The sequence below is a fragment of the Azospirillum sp. genome, assembly GCF_035627195.1.
GTDB lineage: Bacteria > Pseudomonadota > Alphaproteobacteria > Azospirillales > Azospirillaceae > Azospirillum.
Window position 1 is genome coordinate 1 of sequence record NZ_DASPMG010000290.1, and the last position, 18,590, is coordinate 18,590.

Below are 18,590 nucleotides of genomic sequence, written 5' to 3' on the forward strand. Positions count from 1 at the left end.
ACCGCGCCGGCGACAAGGTGATCGGCCGCGACACGCTGCTGGGCGAGGTGTGGGGCTACAACGCCGGGGTGACGACGCACACGCTGGAAACGCACGTCTACCGCCTGCGCCAGAAGATCGAGCGCGACCCGTCGAACGCCCAGATCCTGGTGACCGAACCGGGCGGGTATCGGCTGGTGCCGTAGGGGGGCGCCCGTTACCGCGGGCCCTTGCCGCGCCGTTCGGCGATCGTGACCTCGCCGGTGTAGCCGATCCAGCGGCGCCGCGCGTTGTCGGGACCCCCGGCCATTCCGCCCATGCGGGCACCCTGCGGGCGCCACAGCCCGCGCCCGCGCGGCACCACGGGCAGCAGCCGCACCTTGCGCCCGACGATCGCCAGCCGGCGGCGCCAGTGCGCCACCACCTGAACCGAGGTGCCGACGCGGCGCGCGATCTCCTGGTCGGACAGCATGGCGCTGCCGGGGTCCTGCAAATGGTCGAGGATGGCGCGGCGCTTCTCCACCGTGGTGTGGCGGCTGTGCCGGCGCTCCAGCGCCTTGCCCAGGTCCCACAGCTTCTCGGCCGTCTCGCGGGCGAGCGTGCGCCAGCGGTCCGCCTCCTCCTTCTGCTTCTCCATGTCGCCGCTGGCTTTTTCCAGCTGGCGCTTCAGCGCGGCGACCTCGCGCTCCAGGTCGCCCACCTGCCGGCGCAGGCCCAGCACCACTTGGTCGGGCGGCGGCGGGGTGACGGGCGGCTGCGGCGGAGTCGGCGGGGGTTCGGGGTCGGGGGCCGGGCGGGCGGCGGCGTTGGCCAGGTCGCGGAACGTCAGGCCCGCGCGCGACAGCATGATCCGCGCGGCGCGCAGCGCCGACAGCGCCTCGCCCTGGTGCTCCGACTCGGCCATGGCGAGGACTTTGGCGAGCTTGGCTGGATCCATCCGTGGTTCGGCCGTTGATCCGTCCCGGCGCCGCGCAGGCGGCGAAACATGGGCGAAGAGTGGAATCCCGGCGACACTACCACATCTTATGGTCTGCGGCACCCCCACATGTAGGGGCAGCCCCTACGGGAAGCGCTTCCGCCCGGCCCTCCGCTTTTCCCCTCGACTTGGCCGCGCGCCCTGAGCACGATGCGCGGACCATGACGTCCTTTTCCGCGCGCTTCTGGGGTGTGCGCGGCAGCATCGCCGCTCCCGGTCCCGACACTGTCCGCTACGGCGGCAACACCGCCTGCCTGGAGGTGCGGTGCGGCGACGCCGTGCTGGTGTTCGACGCCGGCACCGGCATCCGCCCGCTGGGCGTGGAGCTGGCGAAGGGCGGGGCGGTCGACCTGGACCTGTTCCTCACCCACACCCACCTCGACCACATCTGCGGCCTGCCGTTCTTCGCCCCGGCGTTCTGCGCCGCCAGCAGGCTGCGCGTGTGGGCCGGTCACCTGCCGCCGGGGCGCACGATCCGCTCGGTGGTGGGCGACATGATGACGGCACCGCTCTACCCGATCCCGGTGGAGACGTTCCGCGCCGACTGCGACTTCCGCGAGTTCGCCTGCGGCGCGACGCTGACGCCGCGGCCGGGCATCGCCATCCGCACGGCACCCCTCAACCATCCCAACGGCGCCGTCGGCTACCGCGTGGAGTACGCGGGGCGCAGCCTGTGCTTCGTCACCGACACCGAGCATCGGACCGAAGGGCGCGACCCCGCCGTGCTGGACCTCGTGCGCGGTGCCGACGTGATGATCTACGACAGCACCTACACGGACGAGGAATACCCGCGCCACGCCGGCTGGGGCCATTCCACGTGGCAGGAGTGCGTGCGGCTGGCCGACGCCGCCGGGGTGGGGCGCGCCTTCATCTACCACCACGACCCCGGCCGCACCGACAACGCCCTCGACGCCATCGCCGAGGCCGCCGCCCGCCTGCGCCCCGGCACCGAGGTCGCCCGCGAGGGGCAGGACATCCAGCTTTGAGAATCGCCCTTTGAGAATCGCCCTTTGAGAATCGATTGGCCCGGTTCCCGAGTCGCGACTCGGAAACCGGTCGCCCTGTCCGCGCCGGGCGAACGCCCACGCCCGGACCGGCCTGTGACGTGCCTGTGACCGCGCGGTGACCGAAAAAGGACGTTTTTCGAGTGCGAATGTAACGTCACGCTGTAACGGCTTGGCAAACCTATGATATGAACGTGGCTTGCAACCGGCAGGGGAAACCCGGGGGTGGGCATGCGACGTTCTTCGCGCCTGGGCGCGCTCATGGTCGTGATCGGTGGCATCCTGTCGGGATGCGCAACCTCTCCTCCCGTCGCCACGACCAGCGACGCCCCGCGAACGGTCAGCCTCCTGCACCCGGCCAGCGGCGAATCCGTTTCCGTCACCTACTGGCGTCCCGGCCAGGGCTACGACCCGCGCGCCATGGCGGAGGTCAACGGCATCTTCCGCGACCGGCGCACCGGCGACACCACCCCCATCGACCCGCGCCTCATCGACTATCTGGTCGAACTGCGCGACCGGCTGGGCGTGGGGGAGGAGACGCCGATCCACCTCACCTCCGGCTACCGCACGCAGGCGACCAACGCCGCGCTGTCGCGCAGCAACCCGAACGTCGCCGAGCACAGCTACCACATCCGTGGTCAGGCCCTGGACTTCCGCATCCCCGGCGTGGCGCCGCAGCGCGTGGCCGAGGCGGCGGCGGGCATGCAGCGCGGCGGCTACGCCGCCTACGGCCACACCGGCCACGTGCACATCGACACCGGCCCCTTCCGCACCTGGACGCCGAAGGGCGGCGACGGCAAGCCCTACGACGGCATCCAGGAGGCGCGCGCCACCCCGCCGAAGCCGGCGGCACTCGCACCGAAGGCCGAACCGCCGAAGGTGGAGGTCGCGCAGGCGCCCAAGCCGGTGGAAGCGCCCAAGCCCGCCGAACCCCGAGTCGCCGAGGCCCGCCCGGCCCCGGCCCCAGCCGCCAAGCCCGCGCCCGGCAAGGCCGGCGACGCCGATCTGGCGCGCGTGCGCATGGTGCTGGTCAACCTCTCCGCCCAGGACGCCCCCGCCAGGGACAAGCGCGTCACGCGGTGAACAGCGTCTCCGCGCCCACCCACCGCACCGCCGGGTGGGCGCGCGTCTCCTCCAAAAGCCGCTCTACAAACACCCACGTCGCCTCGTCCATGGCGAGGTGATGGGTCAGCAGGCCGGTGGGCTCGGCGGGGTCGGCGGTGCCCAGCCGGCGCGCGCGCAGGTGTGCCAGCGCGGCCCGCAACGCCGCCGCTTCGCCGGTAAACCGGCCGCCGTTGCGCCAGTCCATCGGGTCCACGTGCGTGTTGACCTGGAAGGGGCTCGTGCGCGGCGTGAAGGTGGACAGGCCGGTGAAGCCAAACGTGGTTAAACGCTCCGCCACGGCCGGGGCGATGCGGTTCCAGGGGGGCACCAGGGCGGGGACGAAGCGGGCGCCGAACAGCGCCGTCAGGCGCGCGCGGCCCTCCGCCAGTTCGGCCAGCACCGAGTCGGTCGGCCGCGTGCCGCCCAGTTCGATCTTCTTCTCGCCCGGCGCGGCGTGGTTGGCGTGCGCCCAGCCGTGCTGGAGCACGGCGACGCCCGGCGACCCGGCGACTACCTCCGCCAAGCCCGCCGTGGCGTGCGCCGGCACCACGGCCAGGGCCAGCGGCACGCCGGTGCGGGTGGCCAGCGCGGTCAGGCGGGTCAGCTGGGGCGTCGGCTCCACCGCGTCGTCGTCGCGCCACCAGAAGGTGGCGGTCCGGCCGGCGGCGGCCCAGGCGTTTAACTCGGCGTACAACGCGGCCCAGCCGTGGGGCAGGGCGGCCAGCAGCCGGGCCGACTCGGCCGCGCCGTCCAGGCGCAGCGGCATCGGCGCTGGCGGCGGGGCGGCGACGGCGCGCGTGATGCCGGCGGCAAGGCTCTGCGGCGTCAATCCGGCTTCGTCCACCACCGTCAGCCGGCCGCGTGCCTCCAGCAGGCGGGCGCGCAGCGCCTGCTCGGTCTGCCCGGCGTCGGCGAAGGGCACCACCACGGCGCGGCAGCCGGCCTGCAGCAGGTCCAGCACGGTGTTGTAGCCGGCCTGGCTGACCGACAGGCGACAGCGCCGCAGCAGCGCCGGGAAGTCCGGCCGCGCGCGCTCCACCACCACGCCGGGCGGGGCGTCGGCGGCGAGTGCGCGCACGGCGTCCTCCGGCACGTCGGGGCCGGCCAGCAGGCGCCAGGGGGCGTCGGGCAAGGGCGTCAGCGGCCGGGCCAGCAGGGCGGCGCGCAGCAGCGGCAGCCCGACGGCGCCGCCGCCCACCGACACCACCACCGCGCCGGCACCATCGCCACCATCCGTCGAATCGGGTGGCGACTCGGGCGCCGGGGCGGCGACGTAGCCGGTGTAGTGGATGCGGCCGGCGATGCGCCCGGCGGCGGGGAAGGTCGCGGCGAAGGGGATCAGGCCGGGGTCGCCGTGCACCAGCACGGCGCCGACGAAGCGCTCGACCGTCGACACCACCTCCTCCAGCCGCTTGGGATCGGCTTGGCCCACCAGGATGTCGCGCACGGAGACGGCGATGGGGACGCCGCGCGCGCGGGCCGCCTCGAACAACGGCAGCATTTCGAAGCGGAAGGCGCGCCGGCCGAACGGGAACGACTCGACCAGCAGCACGTCCGGCTCGGCGCGCGCGAAGGCCGCCAGCGTCGCCGCGGCGCGGGCCGCCCGCCACGCGTCGCCGATCGGCCGGCCCGAGTCGTCGAGCAGCACCTTGAAGGTGGCGTCGGCGGCGCGGGCGGGCGGCAACTGCACGACCTCCGCCCCGCCGTAATCGACGCCCGGCACCGGGTGCCCGCCGCGCGCGACCGTCACGCGCGCGCCACCGGCGGCAAGGGCACGGGCGATCAGCGCGGCGCGCCGGTCGTGGCCGATGCCCAGCAGGTGCTGGACGTGGAAGAAGACCTTCACGGCGCCGGCAGCAGCGGGATGTTCATCGCCACCACGCGCGGCGCTCCGTCGGCCGTGAGCGTAAAGCGGTGGATGCAGAAGTCCCGCGGCTTGTCGGCCGGGCGGCCGAACATGTCCCAGCCGGTGGCCAGCGCGTACAGCGCGCGGATCACCCCGGCGTGCGCCACCGCACCGGTGGGCCGGCCGCCGGCCGCCACCTCGGCCAGCCAGGGGCGCAGGCGGGTCTGCACGTCGCGCGGGCTCTCGCCGTCGGGCGGGCGGAAGTCCAGGCCGCGCTCCTCGCGCTCCGGCGTCAGCTCTCCGGCGCGCAACTCGTGCAGCAGGCGGCCTTCCCACGCCCCCCAGCTCATCTCGCGCAGGCGCGGCTCCGGCGTGGGGGTCAGGCCCAGCAGGCGCGCCGTCTCCCACGCGCGCTTCAGTGGGCTGGCGACCCAGCGCAAGGTTACCGTCTCCGGCGGCAGGCGCCAGCGCGCCACCATGGCGCGGCCCTCGTCCGACAGCGGCTCGTCGATGTGGCCCTGGATGCGGCCGGCGGCGTTCCACGCGGTGGGGCCGTGGCGCAGGATGTAGAGATCCACCATCAGGTGCCGGCCATCAGACAAAGGGCACCTGGACGGCGCCGACCACGCGGTTGCGGCCAGCGTGCTTGGCCTGATACAGCGCCTCGTCGGCGCAGGACAGCAGGCTGTCCACCGTGTGCTCGCCGCCGCGGCAGGACGCGACGCCGATGCTGACGGTGAAGCGCACGATGTCGCCGTCGGCCGGCACGGCCGCCTGCATGACCAGATGGCGGATGCGCTCGGCCAGCCGGCGGGCGCCGGCGGTGTCGGTTTCCGGCAGCAGGATGGCGAACTCCTCGCCGCCCATGCGGCCCAGCACGTCGTTGCGGCGCAGCGTGCGCTGGCAGATGGCGGTGAAGGCCCTCAGCGCCTCGTCACCCACGTGGTGGCCGTGGGTGTCGTTGATCCGCTTGAAGTGGTCGAGATCGAGCATCAGCATGCTGAGCGGCCGGTGGTAGCGGTGCGCGCGCTCCACCTCCCGCTCGGCCGCCTCGATGAAGTGGCGGCGGTTGGAGGCGCCGGTCAGCGAGTCGGTCAGCGACAGCCGGCGCAGCGTCTCCTCCGTCTCCTTCAGCGCGGTGACGTCGTTCAGCAGCACGTAGATGACCGGCAGCCCCTCCCACGGTAACGGCGACATGCTGACCTGCACGTTGGTGCGCCGGCCGTCGGCGCCGACCAGCACGCAGTCCTTGGTGCGTACCAGCGTGCGCTCGAACAGGCAGCCGACGAGGCACACCCGCTGCGCTGCCGCGTCGCCGTCGTCGACGAAGTCCAGGAAGTGGCGGCCGACCAGCGCGTCGGGCGACACGCCCAGGATGCGCGCCGCCTCCAGATTGGCGTAGACGACGCCCTGCTCCTGGTGGATCAGCAGCCCGGCCGGCAGCAGGTCGAGCAGGTCGCCCAGCTTGCTGCGGGTGACGCTCAGCTCGTTGTGGGTGACGACGGCGTCGCGGTCGTCGTCGAGTTCGATGAAGTCGAGCCCGGCGGTCGCGGCGGCAATGTCGGTGGGGAGGGTCATGGCGCAAGCCGGGTGTCGAGCATACAACTAAAGTTTATCCTTCGGCACCGAAGGACGCAACGAGCGTACCGCCGCACCGCTCGCATCATAAAGGGGACCGCAGCCGATCGTGCAGCGCGCGGATCCCCGCCTCGCAGCCGAAGTCCCGCCGCACGCGCGCGCAGCCGGCGGCGGCCAGGGCCGCGCGGCGCGCCGGGTCGCGGACCAGGGCCTCCAGCGCCCCGGCCAGGGCCGCCGCGTCGCCGGGCGGAACCAGCACGCCGGTGGCGCCGTCCTCGATCAGCTCGGCAATCGACGGCAGGGCGGTGGACAGGCAGGCCAGGCCCAGCGCCTGCGCCTCCATCAGCACGTTGGGCAGCCCGTCGCGGTCGCCGTTGCGCGCCGGCCGGCTGGGCAGGACGAACAGGTCGGCGGTCTGGTAGTGCGCGATGACGGCGTCCTGCGGCTGCGCCCCGTGCCACGTCACACGCTCCGCCACGCCCAGGCGCCCCGCCCGCTCCTGCAGAACGTCCAGCTGCCCGCCGCCGACGTGGACCCAGCGCCAGTGCAGGTCCGCCGGCAGCCGCGCCAGCGCCTCCAGCATCACGTCCAGCCCCTTCTTCTCCACTGCCCGGCCGACGGTCAGCAGCACGACCGGATCCCGCGGGTCACGGCCGTCGCGCGGCGGCCGGTCGAGCACGGGGGCGGGGAAGCGGGCGAAGTCCAGCCCGTGGTAGACGAGGCCGACCCGCGCCGGATCGGGCGCCAGCGCCGCCAGCCGCGCGTGCCCCATGGCGGTGCAGGTGACACCCCAGCGCGCCTCGCGCAGCTTGCGGCGGATCTCCCAGTCCGGGCTGGTCCAGATGTCCACCGCGTGGGCGGAGAAGCTCCAGGGCAGGCCGGTGAGCAGGGCGGCGGTGCGCGCCACGCTGGCCGGCGTGTGCAGGAAATGCGCGTGCAGCCAGCCGACGTCGGCCGGCAGCTCGGCCGCCAGCACGCAGCCCTGGGCGAAGCGGCGCAGCCGGTCGGCCGCGGCGGCGGGGGCGGGCGCGCGGGCGAGGTCGGCGGCCAGCGCAGCGCGCGCCGCCGGCCAGCCGGGCATGCGCCGCGCCTTCGCCAGCGCGCGGGCGACGCGGCCGGGATCGTCGCGCAGCCGTTCGGGCAGGTAGAGGACGGGGGCGGCGACCCGGCGGTTCAGCTCGTGCACTGCGCGGTCGGTGGGGTGGCGCAGCGAGACGACGAGCTGGGCGAGGCCCAAGCGCTCCAGCCCCAGCACCTCCTGCGCGATGAAGGTCTCCGACAGGCGCGGCCAGCCCTTCACGACCACGGCCACCCGCCGCGCCACCCGCCGCGCTGGTGTGTCCACGCGCATGGGCCTCAGCCGTAGGCGAGTTCGGCCGCCGGCTGCGGCCGGCGCACCGCCGCCGCCGGCCTGGCCAGATGGCGCCCGGCCAGCCGCGCCACGGCGTCCAGCCCGTCCAGCAGGCCGGGCATCGGCGCCGACGAGGGCGGCGGCTGCATGGGCAGGCGGTGCAGGGCCACGGCCATGTCCTCCGCCCGCCGCTCGCCGTCGTCGACCAGCATGGAGACGAGCCCCAGGTCGGCGGCGCGGGCGGCGCGGATGTATTGCTCGCGCCGCGGCACCTCGCGCGGGACGATCAGCGCCGGCCGGTCGAAGGACAGGATCTCGCAGAAGGTGTTGTAGCCGCCCATGGCGACCACGCCGGCCGACACGCGCATCAGCGATTCCAGGCGCGACTCGAAGACCGTGGCGGTGACCCGGGGCAGGGCGGCGGCGCGCGCCAGGAAGGCGTCGCGCCGGTCGGCGTGCATGAAGGGACCCAGAACGACCAGGGCGCGCCAGGGGATGCCGGGGTCGCTCTCGTAGGCGCGCAGGACCCAGTCGACCAGCGCCTCCCCGTCGCCGCCGCCGCCGGGGGTGACCAGGATGAAGGGCGGCTCCGGCGCGCCGCCCGCTTCTGACTTCGGCTCGGACTCCGGCGCCTCGCGCCGCAGGTAGCCGGTGTAGCGCATCTTGCGCCGCACGGACGGCGGCACTGCCACCCCCTCCAGCGGGTCGCAGACGCCGGGCAGGCCGTAGACCCACAGCTCGTCGTACAGCGTCTTCAGGGCCGGCAGGACGTTCTTGCGCTGCCACTCGGGGGCCAGCAGCGCCGGCTCGTCCAGCACGTCGCGCAGGCCCAGCACCAGCGGCACGCCGCGGGCCTTCAGGAACGCCAGCGTGTCGGCGACCTCGCCGCGCAGGCCCAGCGGCTCCTTGTCGACGATGAACAGGTCGGGGCGGAACGCCTCGGCCGTGTGGCGGATCAGGGCGGCGCGCAGGTTCAGCACCTCGTCCACCCCCATGTCGAGGGTGAGGGCGGAGTACTCGCCGTCGCGCCGCTTGGTGACGCCGGGGATGCGCACGAAGTCGACGCGCGGGCTGAAGTCGAAGCTGCCGATGATCGGCGAGCCGGAGAGGATCAGCACCGACACGTCGTCCCGGCGTTCCACCAGCGCGTGCGCGATGGCGCGGCAGCGCCGCAAATGGCCGAGACCAAAGGTGTCGTGGCTATAGATCAGCACCCGGTTGGCGGTCGGGCGATCGAGCATGGGGATTCCATCGGCTGTCGTGAGCACAATGGTACGGCAGCCGACAGAATCGATCGAGAATGAATAGCGTTTGTTACAAATGTGGAATTCGTGCGCCGGACCGCCCGCAGCATGAAAAACACGTGCGGAACGACGGTCGGGATGCCTTCACGCACTTGTCATAAAGCTGTATTGCACGGCATCAACGCGCAGTTTTGCTTGTTTTCTGGGCACACGTAACGCGCTGCCGCCAACCGGCCAAGCCGGCATCCGGCGTTCCGGCCCGCGTTGACGGGCGGAAACAAGAGGTGCGCGGCCATCGCATACCCGGATATGTTTTCGACAGCGTCATAGCCCCGGTCAGGCCGCCGGGCACCACCGACTCGGGGCGCGTGGCAGTGCGGTCTTCCCGGAAGAGGATACGTCATGGCCGTCCCCGGATCAGGTCCGGGGACGGCCATGACGCGCCTGCAATTTATTCCGCTTCCGGAATGAAAATCCTCAGGCCAGATCCAGCTCGACGATGACCGGGACGTGGTCGGACGGCTTCGGCTCCCAGCCGCGGGCGTCGCGCAAAATCTTCTGGCTTTTCAACGTGTTCTTCAGCGGCGGGGTGACCCAGACGTGGTCCAGACGGCGCCCGCGGTCGGCCGCCTTCCAGTCCCGCGCCCGGTAGCTCCACCAGCTGTACAGCTTTTCCGTTTCGGGAACGAAATGACGCACGGCATCGGTCCAGTCGAGCGAGCCCTGCATCGCCGCCAGTTTCTCGACCTCAATGGGCGTGTGCGAGACGACGTCCAGCAAGGCCTTGTGATTCCACACGTCTTGCTCCAGCGGGGCGATGTTCAGGTCACCCACCAGGACCATCGCCCGATCGCGGCTGCGGCGCGCGGCGAGCCATTCGGTCATTTCGTCAACGAAACGAAGTTTGTGAGCGAACTTCTCATTTTGTTCCGGATCCGGAATGTCTCCACCGGCCGGGATGTAGACGCTGTGCAGCTCGACCCCGCCCGGCAGCATGGCCAGCACGTGCCGGCAGTCCTGCTTGCCGCACCAGTGCTGCACCTCGCACGCCTCCAGCGGCACGCGCGACAGGATGGCCACGCCGTTGTAGCTCTTCATCCCGTGCACGTGGGCGTGCACGAATCCCCGCTCGGCCAGGGCCTTCAGCGGGAATTCGCCGTCCACGCACTTGGTTTCCTGAAGGCAGATGACGTCCGGGTTCTCCTCGTCGATCAGGCGCTGGAGCAGCTCGATGCGCAGGCGGACGGAGTTGATGTTCCAGGTGGCGATGCGCATGCCGCCTCACCCGATGGTGACGGCAATGGTGCCGACACCCTCCACGCTGCCCTCCAGCCGGTCGCCCGGCTTCACCGGACCCACGCCCTCCGGCGTCCCGGTAAAGATCAGATCGCCCGGCGCCAGCTCAACCAGACCAGACAGATAGGAGATCGTTTCGGAAACGGACCAGATCAGGTCGGACAGGTCGCCGTGCTGGCGCGGCTCGCCGTTCACGCTCAGGCGCACGGCACCCTTGGCCGGGTGGCCGATCTCGGCGACGCGGCGGATGGTGCCGCAGGGGGCGGAATGGTCGAAGCCCTTGCCCATGTCCCAGGGCTTGCCTTCCTTCTTGGCGGCGTTCTGCAGGTCGCGCCGGGTCATGTCCAGGCCGACGGCGTAGCCGAAGACGTGCTCCAGCGCCGTCTCCACCGGGATGTCCTTGCCGCCGCGGGCGATGGCCACCACCAGCTCCACCTCGTGGTGCAGGTTCTGCGTGGCCGGCGGGTAGGGGACGGTGCCGCCGTCGGCGACCACCGCGTCGGCCGGCTTCAGGAAGAAGAACGGCGGCTCGCGGTCGGGATCGGCGCCCATCTCGCGGGCGTGCGCGGCGTAATTGCGCCCGACGCAGTAGATGCGGCGCACCGGGAACGGGTCGCCGCCGGCGACGGCGACGGCGGGCTGCGGCGGCTGGGGAACGGCGTAAGCCATGGGCGGCACTCCTTCTGGTCGGATCCGCACCAAGAGGTAGCGGGCCGGCGGCGGGTTGCCAAGCACCGGAACCAGAGGCCGTCGGGCCGGCGGAAATCGACCGGAAAGGATCCAGAAAATAAGACGCCCGGAAAATAAGACGCCCGGTCTGGGGGGGACCGGGCGTCGGAAGCTCCTCGTTGGAGCCCGTGGAGCGGCAGGGGAAACCACTTCCCGGGCGACCGCGTCCGGGGGACGGGCACGGTCACTTCGTGCCTCTACAGGTGGGCACGGACGTTTTTTGGACCAATGCAGAGGGCGAATATGTGGTATGCGATAGGGGGCGTGTGCGTTGTTTTTGCTGACAGCAATGCTCCATGCCTGCATTTTACACAGCCAAACAGCCTAGTCCGAAAATCATGGCTACCTCCTTGACCGATACTTCCTCGCCGTCCGATCGGCGCTCCCGCACCCGTCCCGGCAAGTCCGGCAAGCTGGCCCTCGGGCCCCTTCCGGAGCTGGTGGGCTACAACCTGCGCAAGGCGCAGGTCGCGGTGTTCCAGAATTTCCAGAACGCGGTCGCTCCGCATGACATCACGCCCGGCCAGTTCGGCGTGCTGATCATGATCAAGGAGAACGAGGGGCTCAGCCAGTCCGACCTCGGCGCCGCGGTCGGCATCGACCGCTCCACCATGGTGGCGGTGATCGACCGGCTGGAGTCGCGCGGCCTCGTGATCCGCGCGCCGTCGCCGAACGACCGCCGCTCCTACGCGCTGAAGCTGTCGCCCGACGGCGAGAAGCTGCTGGACGAGCTGGTGCCGCGCGTGCGCGAGCACGACCAGTCGATGGTCAAGGACCTGTCGGCGGACGAGCAGGCGCAGCTGATCGACTTCCTGCGCCGCGTCGCCCGCTCGCGCTGATCCTCCTAGGCCGTTCGCCGCCGGGCCGCGCGCTCGGCGGCGGCCTCGCCGAAGGCCCGGAACAGGGCGGAGGACAGCTCGTCCTCCCAGAAGCGCCACTCCGGGTGCCACTGCACCGCCATCGCGAAGGCCGGCGCCGCCTCCACGCGGATCGCCTCGACAAGGCCGTCCGGCGCCGTCGCCTCCACCGCCAGTCCCGGCGCCAGCCGCTCGATCCCCTGCCCGTGCAGGGAGTTGACGCGCGCCTCCCCGCGTCCGACCAAGCCGGCCAGCCGGCCGCCGGGCGTCAGCCGCACGGGGTGCGACGGGGCGTACTGCACCTCCACGGGCTGCTGATCGGGCTCCCGGTGGTCGTTCAGGCCGGGCACGTCGTGCACCGCCGTGTGCAGCGTGCCGCCCAGCGCCACATTCATCTCCTGCAGGCCGCGGCAGATGCCCAGGACGGGCATCCCCATCTCGATGGCGGCGCGGATCAGCGGCAGCGTCGTCGAGTCGCGCGCCGGGTCGTGCAGCGTGCCTTCGGCGCTCGGCGGCGCCCCATAGTGGTGCGGCTCGACGTTGGAGCGGCTGCCGGTGACCAGCACGCCGTCCAGCCGGCCGACGAGGTCGGCGATGTCGAGGACGTCGCCCAGCGCCGGGATCAGCAGCGGCATGGCGCCGGCGCCCTGCGCCACGGCGCGCACGTACTTGTCGCCGGTCACGTGGAAGGGGTGGTCGCCCAGCATGCGCGCGCAGGCGGTCACACCGATGAGGGGCTTTGGAGCGTATCGTGTCATAGTGTGGAATATGCGCCCTCGCGCGCGCGTCGGGAAGCCATGACCATTCCGATCGACAGCCTGATCGCCGCCAAGGCCGCCGCCGTCGCCGGCTGGCTGGCCCTGCTCTTCGTGCTGGAACGCCTGCGGCCGGCCGCTCCCTGGCCGGCGGAGCAGGGCCGCTTCGGCTGGCGGCGCGTGGCGCGCAACGCCGCCTTGTGGGCCATCAACACGGCGCTGTCGCCGCTGATCGTCGTGCCGCTGGCGGCGTGGGCGGGCGGGCTGCACGTGGGGCTGCGGCCGGCGTGGTGGAACACGGCACTGGACCTGCTGGTGCTGGACCTGTGGGTCTACGCCTGGCACCGGGCGAACCACGAGGTGCCGCTGCTCTGGCGTTTCCACGCCGTGCACCACCTGGACCCGTTCCTCGACACCACTTCGGCCGTGCGCTTCCACTTCGGGGAGGTGCTGCTGTCCACGCTGGCGCGCCTGCCGGTGATCGTGGCGCTGGACATGCCGCTGCTGTCGGTCGTGCTGTTCGAGGCGCTGGTGCTGGCGGCGGCGCTGTTCCACCACTCCAACCTGAAGCTGCCGGCGGGGCTGGAGCGGGCGCTGTCCTGGGTGGTGGTGACGCCGTCGATCCACTGGGTGCACCACCACGCGGTGCGCGCCGACACCGACAGCAACTACGCCACGGTGCTCAGCGTCTGGGACCGGCTGTTCGGCTCGCGCAGCCCGACGCCGCGCACCCCCGCCATGCCCATCGGCCTGGAGGGCGCGCGCGAGCCGGGCTTCGCCGCCCTGCTGCTGTCGCCGTTCCGGCGGCCGGTCAGCCGCCGTGCTCCTGCCGGCTCGCCGGCGCCTTGAAGTAGAAGAGGTCGGAGGACAGCGGCACGCCGACGCGCGGGTTCAGCAGCGCCACCTCGGTGGTCAGGCCCTGGGCGTCCAGCACGCGCCACTTGCGCAGCTGCAGCGGCCGGTCCTCGAACACCAGGGTGAGGGAGCCCTTGCGCGGGTCCTTCGTCTCCACCAGCGTGATCTCCAGCACGCCCTGGGCGCGGAACACGTCGGTGACGGTCACGTCGCCCGACAGCTTGATGTCCGGCCGCAGGATGAAGTCGGCCAAGGTCGAGCCGATCGGCGTGCTCGACTGCTGCTTCATCTCCGAATCCCAGTAGAACAGGAACAGCCCGTCGGCGACGATGAAGTCCTTCACCGGCGCGTCGTATTCCAGGCGCATCTTGCCCGGCCGCGACAGGTAGAAGGTGCCGCCCGCCTGCCGCCCGTCCGGGTTCAGCTGGACGAATTTGGACTGCAGCGTGTGGACGGCGTTCAGCGCCTGTTCGGCCTGGGTGACGGCGGCGCGGTCCTCGGCCGAAAGCGGGGCGGCGGCGGACTGGCCGCGCGGTGCCGAGAGGGCCGGTGAAGCGGCGAGGGCGGCGCCCAGCGCGATGTTGAGCGCGACGGCGGCGAAGAAACGAGTGAGCACGGTCGGGCCTACCTTATGAATGGGGCCTTATCGAATCGGGCCTTGAAGGTGCCCCTCATTCGTGGCGGAAACACGGCCGTGGGGCAAGGGGTGCGGACGGCGGCGTGGGGGTACCTACAGCCCCTCTCCCCTTGAGGGAGAGGGGTGGGGGTGAGGGGTATTACGGCTCGGAGAGCCGGAAAAAGACTCTTTATCCCGCCTGCCGGCGGTAAATACCCCTCATCCCAACCCTTCTCCCGCTTTCAGCGGATGCCGGAGGCATCCGCCTGTCGCGGCAGCCGGATCGAAGATCCGGCGAGAGCGAGGGGAGAAGGGCTTATGGGCCGCCGCCTCCCCATCACTCCTCGATGTTGCGGGCCAGCACTTCGCGCTTGCCGGAGTGGTTGGGCTTGGACACCACGCCCTCCTGCTCCATGCGCTCGATCAGGCGGGCGGCGGAGTTGTAGCCGATGCGCAGCTGGCGCTGGATGAAGCTGGTCGACGCCTTGCGCTCGCGGCAGACGATGGCGACCGCCTTGTCGTACATCTCGTCGCCCGTGCCGCCGTTGCCGCCGCCGGACGCGCCGTCCTCCTCGAAGCCGCCGCCCTCCTCGTCCTCCTCGGTGATGGCGTCGACGTAGTTGGGCTCGCCCTGCGCCTTCAGGAACTTGACGATGTGCTCGACCTCGTTGTCCGACACGAACGGCCCGTGCACGCGGGTGATGCGGCCGCCGCCGGCCATGTACAGCATGTCGCCCTGGCCCAGCAGCTGCTCCGCCCCCTGCTCGCCCAGGATGGTGCGGCTGTCGATCTTGGAGGTGACCTGGAAGCTGATGCGGGTCGGGAAGTTCGCCTTGATGGTGCCGGTGATGACGTCCACCGACGGGCGCTGGGTGGCCATGATCAGGTGGATGCCCGCCGCGCGCGCCATCTGCGCCAGGCGCTGGATCGCCGCCTCGATGTCCTTGCCGGCCACCAGCATCAGGTCCGCCATCTCGTCGACGATCACCACGATGTACGGCAGTTCCTTCAGGTCGAGCGGCTGCTCCTCGAAGATCGGCTTGCCGGTGTCGGGGTCGAAGCCGGTCTGCACGCGCCGGGTCAGCGACTCGCCGTTGGTGCGCGCCTCGCGCAGGCGGGCGTTGTAGCCCTCGATGTTGCGCACGCCCAGCTTGGACATGTTGCGGTAGCGGTCCTCCATCTCCCGCACCGTCCACTTCAGCGCCACGACCGCCTTCTTGGGGTCGGTGACCACCGGCGTCAGCAGGTGGGGGATACCCTCATAGACCGACAGCTCCAGCATCTTGGGGTCGATCATGATGAAGCGGCAGCGCTCCGGGGCCAAGCGGTAGAGCAGCGACAGGATCATCGTGTTGATCGCCACCGACTTGCCCGAACCGGTGGTGCCGGCCACCAGCAGGTGCGGGAAGCGGGCGAGGTCGGCGCACACCGGCTGGCCGCCGATGTCCTTGCCCAGCGCCAGCACCAGCTTGCCCTGGTTGCGGTCGAACGCCTCCGCCGCGAAGATCTCGCGCAGCAGCACGGTCTCGCGCCGGGCGTTCGGCATCTCGATGCCGATGACGTTGCGCCCCGGCACCACGGCGACGCGGACGGAGACCGCGCTCATGGAGCGCGCGATGTCGTCGGCGAGGCCAATGACGCGGGACGACTTGGTGCCGGGCGCCGGCTCCAGCTCATACAGCGTGACGACCGGGCCGGGGTGGACCTTCTGCACCTCGCCCTTGACGCCGAAGTCGGCCAGCACGCGCTCCAGCTCCTCGGCGTTGCGGCGCAGCGCCGCCTCGTCCAGCTGCTCGGACCGGCCCGACGGGATGGGAAGCTGGAGCAGGTCGAGCGGCGGCAGCTCGTAGCCCTCCGCGTCGGGGTCCAGGTGCAGGGTCGGCTGGCGCGGGTCGGCCTTGCGCGGCGCTTCCGCCTTGGCCTTGGGCGGCGTGACGACCGGCACGGCGCGGGCCGGCGGCTCGTCATCCCCACGCTGGGCCGCGCGCTCGGCCGGCTTGGCCGTGAAGCTGGGGGCATCGTCCGGATCGCGGCGCGGGGCGCGCAGCTCGTCCCGGGGCGCCTCGGGGGCGGGGCCGCCCGTCTCGAAGCTGGGTTCGCGGCGCATCATGTCGCCCGCGGCGGCCTGCGCCGCCTTGGCGGCGGTCAGGCTGTGGCGGCCGGCCAGCATGGCGCCACGCCCGGCGAAGCGGCCGGCGGCGCCGATGAGGCGCAGCGCGTTGCGCACGCTGCCCAGCCACTCGCGGATCGACATGCCGAAGGCGACGAACAGCACGCCGCCCGCCATCACCGCCGCACCGGTGGCCACCGTGGCGCGCCCGCCGCCGCTGAACAGCAGGTCGCTGGTCCAGTACAGCAGCAGCACGCCGGCACTGCCGCCGGGATGGCCGTACAGCGCCTCCCCCTCCACCGGGAAGTAGCCGGCGAAGGCGACGGCGGCCAGCAGCACGCCCCACAGCGCCAGGACGAGGCGGATCAGCGGATGCCGCACGTTCTTCTGGGTGGCCAGCCGCAGGCCCCAACCGATCGGCACGAAGGCCAGCAGCCACGCCGCCCAGCCCAGCGTCTGCACCAGCACGTCGGCCAGATAGGCGCCGGGCACGCCCAGCAGGTTGTGCGTCTTGCCCACCGTCGCGGTGTTCCACGACGGGTCGGTCGAGCTGTAGCTGCCCAGCACGATGAACAGCAGCATCCCGACGCAGCCGAGCACGAAGCCGCCCAGCTCCCGCGCGCGGGCCACCACGAAGGCGCGCGCCTTGGGCGACAGCAGCGGCGGCCGCTCCGACCGGCCGGACGCCCGGGCGGCGCGGCCGCCCCCTTGCGAACCACTCGTCGAGGCGTTCGGGGAACGGGCCATGGGGTGCCTAGCCGAGGATGCGGGTGATGGCGGCGCAGGCCTGCCCGATCAGCGCCGCGTCGTGCACCAGCGCCACGCGGATGAACGGGGCGCCGGGGTTGGGCTCGCCGGGCTGGCTGCGCGTCAGGTAGGCGCCGGGCAGCACGCGGATGGCGCCGTCGGCCCACAGCCGGCGGGCCGCCTCCTCGCCGTCGCCGACGTCCAGCCACAGGAAGAAGCCGCCGGCCGGCCGGTAATAGCCATAGCGGCCCTGCAGCGCCGCCTCCGCCGCGTCGAACTTGGCGCGGTAGGCGGCGCGGTTCTCCACCACGTGCGCCTCGTCGCGCCACAGCGCCGCCGCCGCGGCCAGCACGGGGTAGGGCGTGCCGGCCATGGAATAGCTGCGCAGCCGCTGGTAGCGGGCGATCAGCTCCGGATCCCCCGCGACGAAGCCCGAGCGCAGGCCGGCGGCGTTGGACCGCTTGGACAGCGAATGGAAGACCAGGATGTTGGCCCAGGGATTCCCGGCGTGGGGCAGGGTGGCGGCCACCTGCAGCGACCCCACCGGCGGCGTGTCCAGGTAGATCTCGCTGTAGCACTCGTCCACGGCGAGGATGAAGTTGTACTCCCGCGCCAGGCCGATGGCGCGCGCCAGATAGGCGGCGTCGGCGGCGGCACCCTGCGGGTTGGCCGGCGTGCACAGGTAGAAGATCGCCGTGCGCTCCAGCAGTTCCGGCGTCAGCGCGTCCAGGTCGGGCAGGAAGCCGGTCTCGCGGGTGGCCGGCAGGAACACCGGCTCCGCCCCGGCCAGGACGCTGCCGCCCTCGTACACGGCGTAGAACGGGTTGGGCATCAGCGCGGCCGGGGTGCGGCCGGCCTTTTGCTCGGGCACCGCCAGCAGGGCCGCCAGGAACAGCGCCTCGCGCGTGCCGGACACGGGCAGGACGGAGGTGTCGGCGTCGAAGGCGTCGGGGGGCAGGCCGAAGCGGCGGGCCAGCCAGCTTCCCACCGCGTCGCGCCAGTCGGGTGTGCCCTGCACCGGCGGGTACTTGCCCCACAGCGCGGCGTTGGCCTGCAGCGTCTCGGCGATCACCGCCGGCGGCGCGTGCTGCGGCTCGCCGATCGACATGATCGTCGGCTCGACGTTGGCGCGGGGGGTGATGCCGGAGAGAAGGGTGGCGAGACGGGTGAAGGGGTAGTCGGTCAGCCGGTCCAAACGGTTGTTGTACGGCCGGTCGTTGCCGAGTGCCGGATTCGCCGGATTCATGGCGGCGCTACGCCCCTTTTCTGCCCTGTTCCTCGAAGTACGGCCAAGGAGTCTACCGGCCGGGCCGGGGCGGTACAAGCGCGGAACACCGCAGCGCGGAAAAGGACACAGGCCGTGCCTCTGACCCTCCCCCGGCCCCGCCGGGGGAGGGAGGGACCCACGAAGTGGGAGGGTGGGGGCAACGGCCTTGCAGGACGACGGGCACTTCCAGTTTGCTTGATCGCCGACTTCATGGCGGACGTGCGGAGGTGGCTCGATGAACACCGTAACCCTTGATCTGGGCGGACTGGAAGACGG

The 18,590-nt window shown here is 72.1% G+C and carries 17 protein-coding genes; 5 read left to right on the top strand and 12 right to left on the bottom strand.

From position 1 onward, the window contains the following. Positions 1–185 (top strand): helix-turn-helix domain-containing protein (locus VED21_RS26390; protein WP_324887669.1); only part of this gene is annotated, 185 nt, incomplete at its 5' end. Between the two features lie 11 nt (positions 186–196). On the opposite strand, the gene VED21_RS26395 is transcribed toward VED21_RS26390, so the two are convergent. Continuing rightward, positions 197–916, bottom strand: a complete 720-nt coding sequence (locus VED21_RS26395; protein ID WP_324887671.1) for a hypothetical protein — start codon at positions 914–916, stop codon at positions 197–199. A gap of 200 nt (positions 917–1,116) precedes the next feature. Between VED21_RS26395 and VED21_RS26400 the strand changes: the two genes are divergently transcribed. After that, positions 1,117–1,941, top strand: a complete 825-nt coding sequence (locus tag VED21_RS26400; protein ID WP_324887673.1) for an MBL fold metallo-hydrolase — start codon at positions 1,117–1,119, stop codon at positions 1,939–1,941. A 249-nt stretch (positions 1,942–2,190) separates the two neighbouring features. After that, entirely contained in the window at positions 2,191–3,042 is an 852-nt protein-coding gene (locus tag VED21_RS26405) for a DUF882 domain-containing protein (RefSeq protein ID WP_324887675.1), read from the top strand. On the opposite strand, the gene VED21_RS26410 is transcribed toward VED21_RS26405, so the two are convergent. The 7 genes from VED21_RS26410 to VED21_RS26440 all read right to left on the bottom strand — a co-directional run bounded on the left by VED21_RS26410 (position 3,032) and on the right by VED21_RS26440 (position 11,047). Beyond that, complete coding sequence (locus tag VED21_RS26410; RefSeq protein WP_324887677.1) at positions 3,032–4,909, bottom strand: glycosyltransferase; 1,878 nt, start codon at positions 4,907–4,909, stop codon at positions 3,032–3,034. The genes VED21_RS26405 and VED21_RS26410 overlap by 11 nt on opposite strands. Continuing rightward, entirely contained in the window at positions 4,906–5,490 is a 585-nt protein-coding gene (locus VED21_RS26415) for a histidine phosphatase family protein (protein WP_324887678.1), read from the bottom strand. The genes VED21_RS26410 and VED21_RS26415 overlap by 4 nt, the downstream gene beginning before the upstream one ends. A 13-nt stretch (positions 5,491–5,503) precedes the next feature. Beyond that, complete coding sequence (locus tag VED21_RS26420) at positions 5,504–6,487, bottom strand: sensor domain-containing diguanylate cyclase (protein WP_324887680.1); 984 nt, start codon at positions 6,485–6,487, stop codon at positions 5,504–5,506. An 85-nt stretch (positions 6,488–6,572) separates the two neighbouring features. Next, the gene (locus tag VED21_RS26425) at positions 6,573–7,832 is read right to left on the bottom strand and encodes a glycosyltransferase (protein WP_324887682.1); all 1,260 of its coding nucleotides are present in this window, start codon (positions 7,830–7,832) and stop codon (positions 6,573–6,575) included. An 11-nt stretch (positions 7,833–7,843) separates the two neighbouring features. Beyond that, entirely contained in the window at positions 7,844–9,079 is a 1,236-nt protein-coding gene (locus tag VED21_RS26430; RefSeq protein ID WP_324887684.1) for a hypothetical protein, read from the bottom strand. Between the two features lie 480 nt (positions 9,080–9,559). Beyond that, complete coding sequence (locus VED21_RS26435) at positions 9,560–10,357, bottom strand: exodeoxyribonuclease III (RefSeq protein ID WP_324887686.1); 798 nt, start codon at positions 10,355–10,357, stop codon at positions 9,560–9,562. Positions 10,358–10,363: 6 nt separating this feature from the next. After that, positions 10,364–11,047, bottom strand: a complete 684-nt coding sequence (locus VED21_RS26440) for a fumarylacetoacetate hydrolase family protein (RefSeq protein WP_324887688.1) — start codon at positions 11,045–11,047, stop codon at positions 10,364–10,366. A gap of 410 nt (positions 11,048–11,457) precedes the next feature. On the opposite strand from VED21_RS26440, the gene VED21_RS26445 reads away from it, so the two are divergent. Continuing rightward, on the top strand, positions 11,458–11,946 hold the full coding sequence (locus tag VED21_RS26445) for a MarR family transcriptional regulator (protein ID WP_324887690.1): 489 nt from the start codon (positions 11,458–11,460) through the stop codon (positions 11,944–11,946). 5 nt (positions 11,947–11,951) lie between these two features. Here VED21_RS26445 and VED21_RS26450 read toward each other — a convergent pair whose 3' ends face one another. Continuing rightward, positions 11,952–12,689, bottom strand: coding sequence for a gamma-glutamyl-gamma-aminobutyrate hydrolase family protein (locus VED21_RS26450; RefSeq protein WP_324887692.1), 738 nt, complete (start codon positions 12,687–12,689; stop codon positions 11,952–11,954). Positions 12,690–12,761: 72 nt separating this feature from the next. On the opposite strand from VED21_RS26450, the gene VED21_RS26455 reads away from it, so the two are divergent. Next, a complete protein-coding gene (locus VED21_RS26455; RefSeq protein ID WP_324887694.1) occupies positions 12,762–13,568 on the top strand; it encodes a sterol desaturase family protein in 807 nt (268 codons plus the stop codon). Here the strand turns inward: VED21_RS26455 and VED21_RS26460 are convergent. From VED21_RS26460 to VED21_RS26470, 3 genes are all read right to left on the bottom strand, one after another. Further along, entirely contained in the window at positions 13,531–14,190 is a 660-nt protein-coding gene (locus VED21_RS26460) for an outer membrane lipoprotein carrier protein LolA (protein WP_324887697.1), read from the bottom strand. The two genes, VED21_RS26455 and VED21_RS26460, sit on opposite strands and share 38 nt — an antisense overlap. Before the next feature lie 337 nt (positions 14,191–14,527). Beyond that, complete coding sequence (locus VED21_RS26465) at positions 14,528–17,047, bottom strand: DNA translocase FtsK (RefSeq protein ID WP_324887699.1); 2,520 nt, start codon at positions 17,045–17,047, stop codon at positions 14,528–14,530. A gap of 7 nt (positions 17,048–17,054) precedes the next feature. Next, positions 17,055–18,293, bottom strand: coding sequence for an aminotransferase class I/II-fold pyridoxal phosphate-dependent enzyme (locus VED21_RS26470; RefSeq protein WP_324887701.1), 1,239 nt, complete (start codon positions 18,291–18,293; stop codon positions 17,055–17,057). Between the last annotated feature and the right edge of the window lie 297 nt (positions 18,294–18,590).

What these genes read in the sequence shown, in the direction of transcription:
- VED21_RS26395 (WP_324887671.1), bottom strand. Translation starts at nt 916, where the DNA reads ATGGATCCAGCCAAGCTCGCCAAAGTCCTCGCCATGGCCGAGTCGGAG.
- VED21_RS26400 (WP_324887673.1), top strand. Translation starts at nt 1,117, where the DNA reads ATGACGTCCTTTTCCGCGCGCTTCTGGGGTGTGCGCGGCAGCATCGCC.
- VED21_RS26405 (WP_324887675.1), top strand. Translation starts at nt 2,191, where the DNA reads ATGCGACGTTCTTCGCGCCTGGGCGCGCTCATGGTCGTGATCGGTGGC.
- VED21_RS26415 (WP_324887678.1), bottom strand. Translation starts at nt 5,490, where the DNA reads ATGGTGGATCTCTACATCCTGCGCCACGGCCCCACCGCGTGGAACGCC.
- VED21_RS26420 (WP_324887680.1), bottom strand. Translation starts at nt 6,487, where the DNA reads ATGACCCTCCCCACCGACATTGCCGCCGCGACCGCCGGGCTCGACTTC.
- VED21_RS26430 (WP_324887684.1), bottom strand. Translation starts at nt 9,079, where the DNA reads ATGCTCGATCGCCCGACCGCCAACCGGGTGCTGATCTATAGCCACGAC.
- VED21_RS26435 (WP_324887686.1), bottom strand. Translation starts at nt 10,357, where the DNA reads ATGCGCATCGCCACCTGGAACATCAACTCCGTCCGCCTGCGCATCGAG.
- VED21_RS26440 (WP_324887688.1), bottom strand. Translation starts at nt 11,047, where the DNA reads ATGGCTTACGCCGTTCCCCAGCCGCCGCAGCCCGCCGTCGCCGTCGCC.
- VED21_RS26455 (WP_324887694.1), top strand. Translation starts at nt 12,762, where the DNA reads ATGACCATTCCGATCGACAGCCTGATCGCCGCCAAGGCCGCCGCCGTC.
- VED21_RS26465 (WP_324887699.1), bottom strand. Translation starts at nt 17,047, where the DNA reads ATGGCCCGTTCCCCGAACGCCTCGACGAGTGGTTCGCAAGGGGGCGGC.
- VED21_RS26470 (WP_324887701.1), bottom strand. Translation starts at nt 18,293, where the DNA reads ATGAATCCGGCGAATCCGGCACTCGGCAACGACCGGCCGTACAACAAC.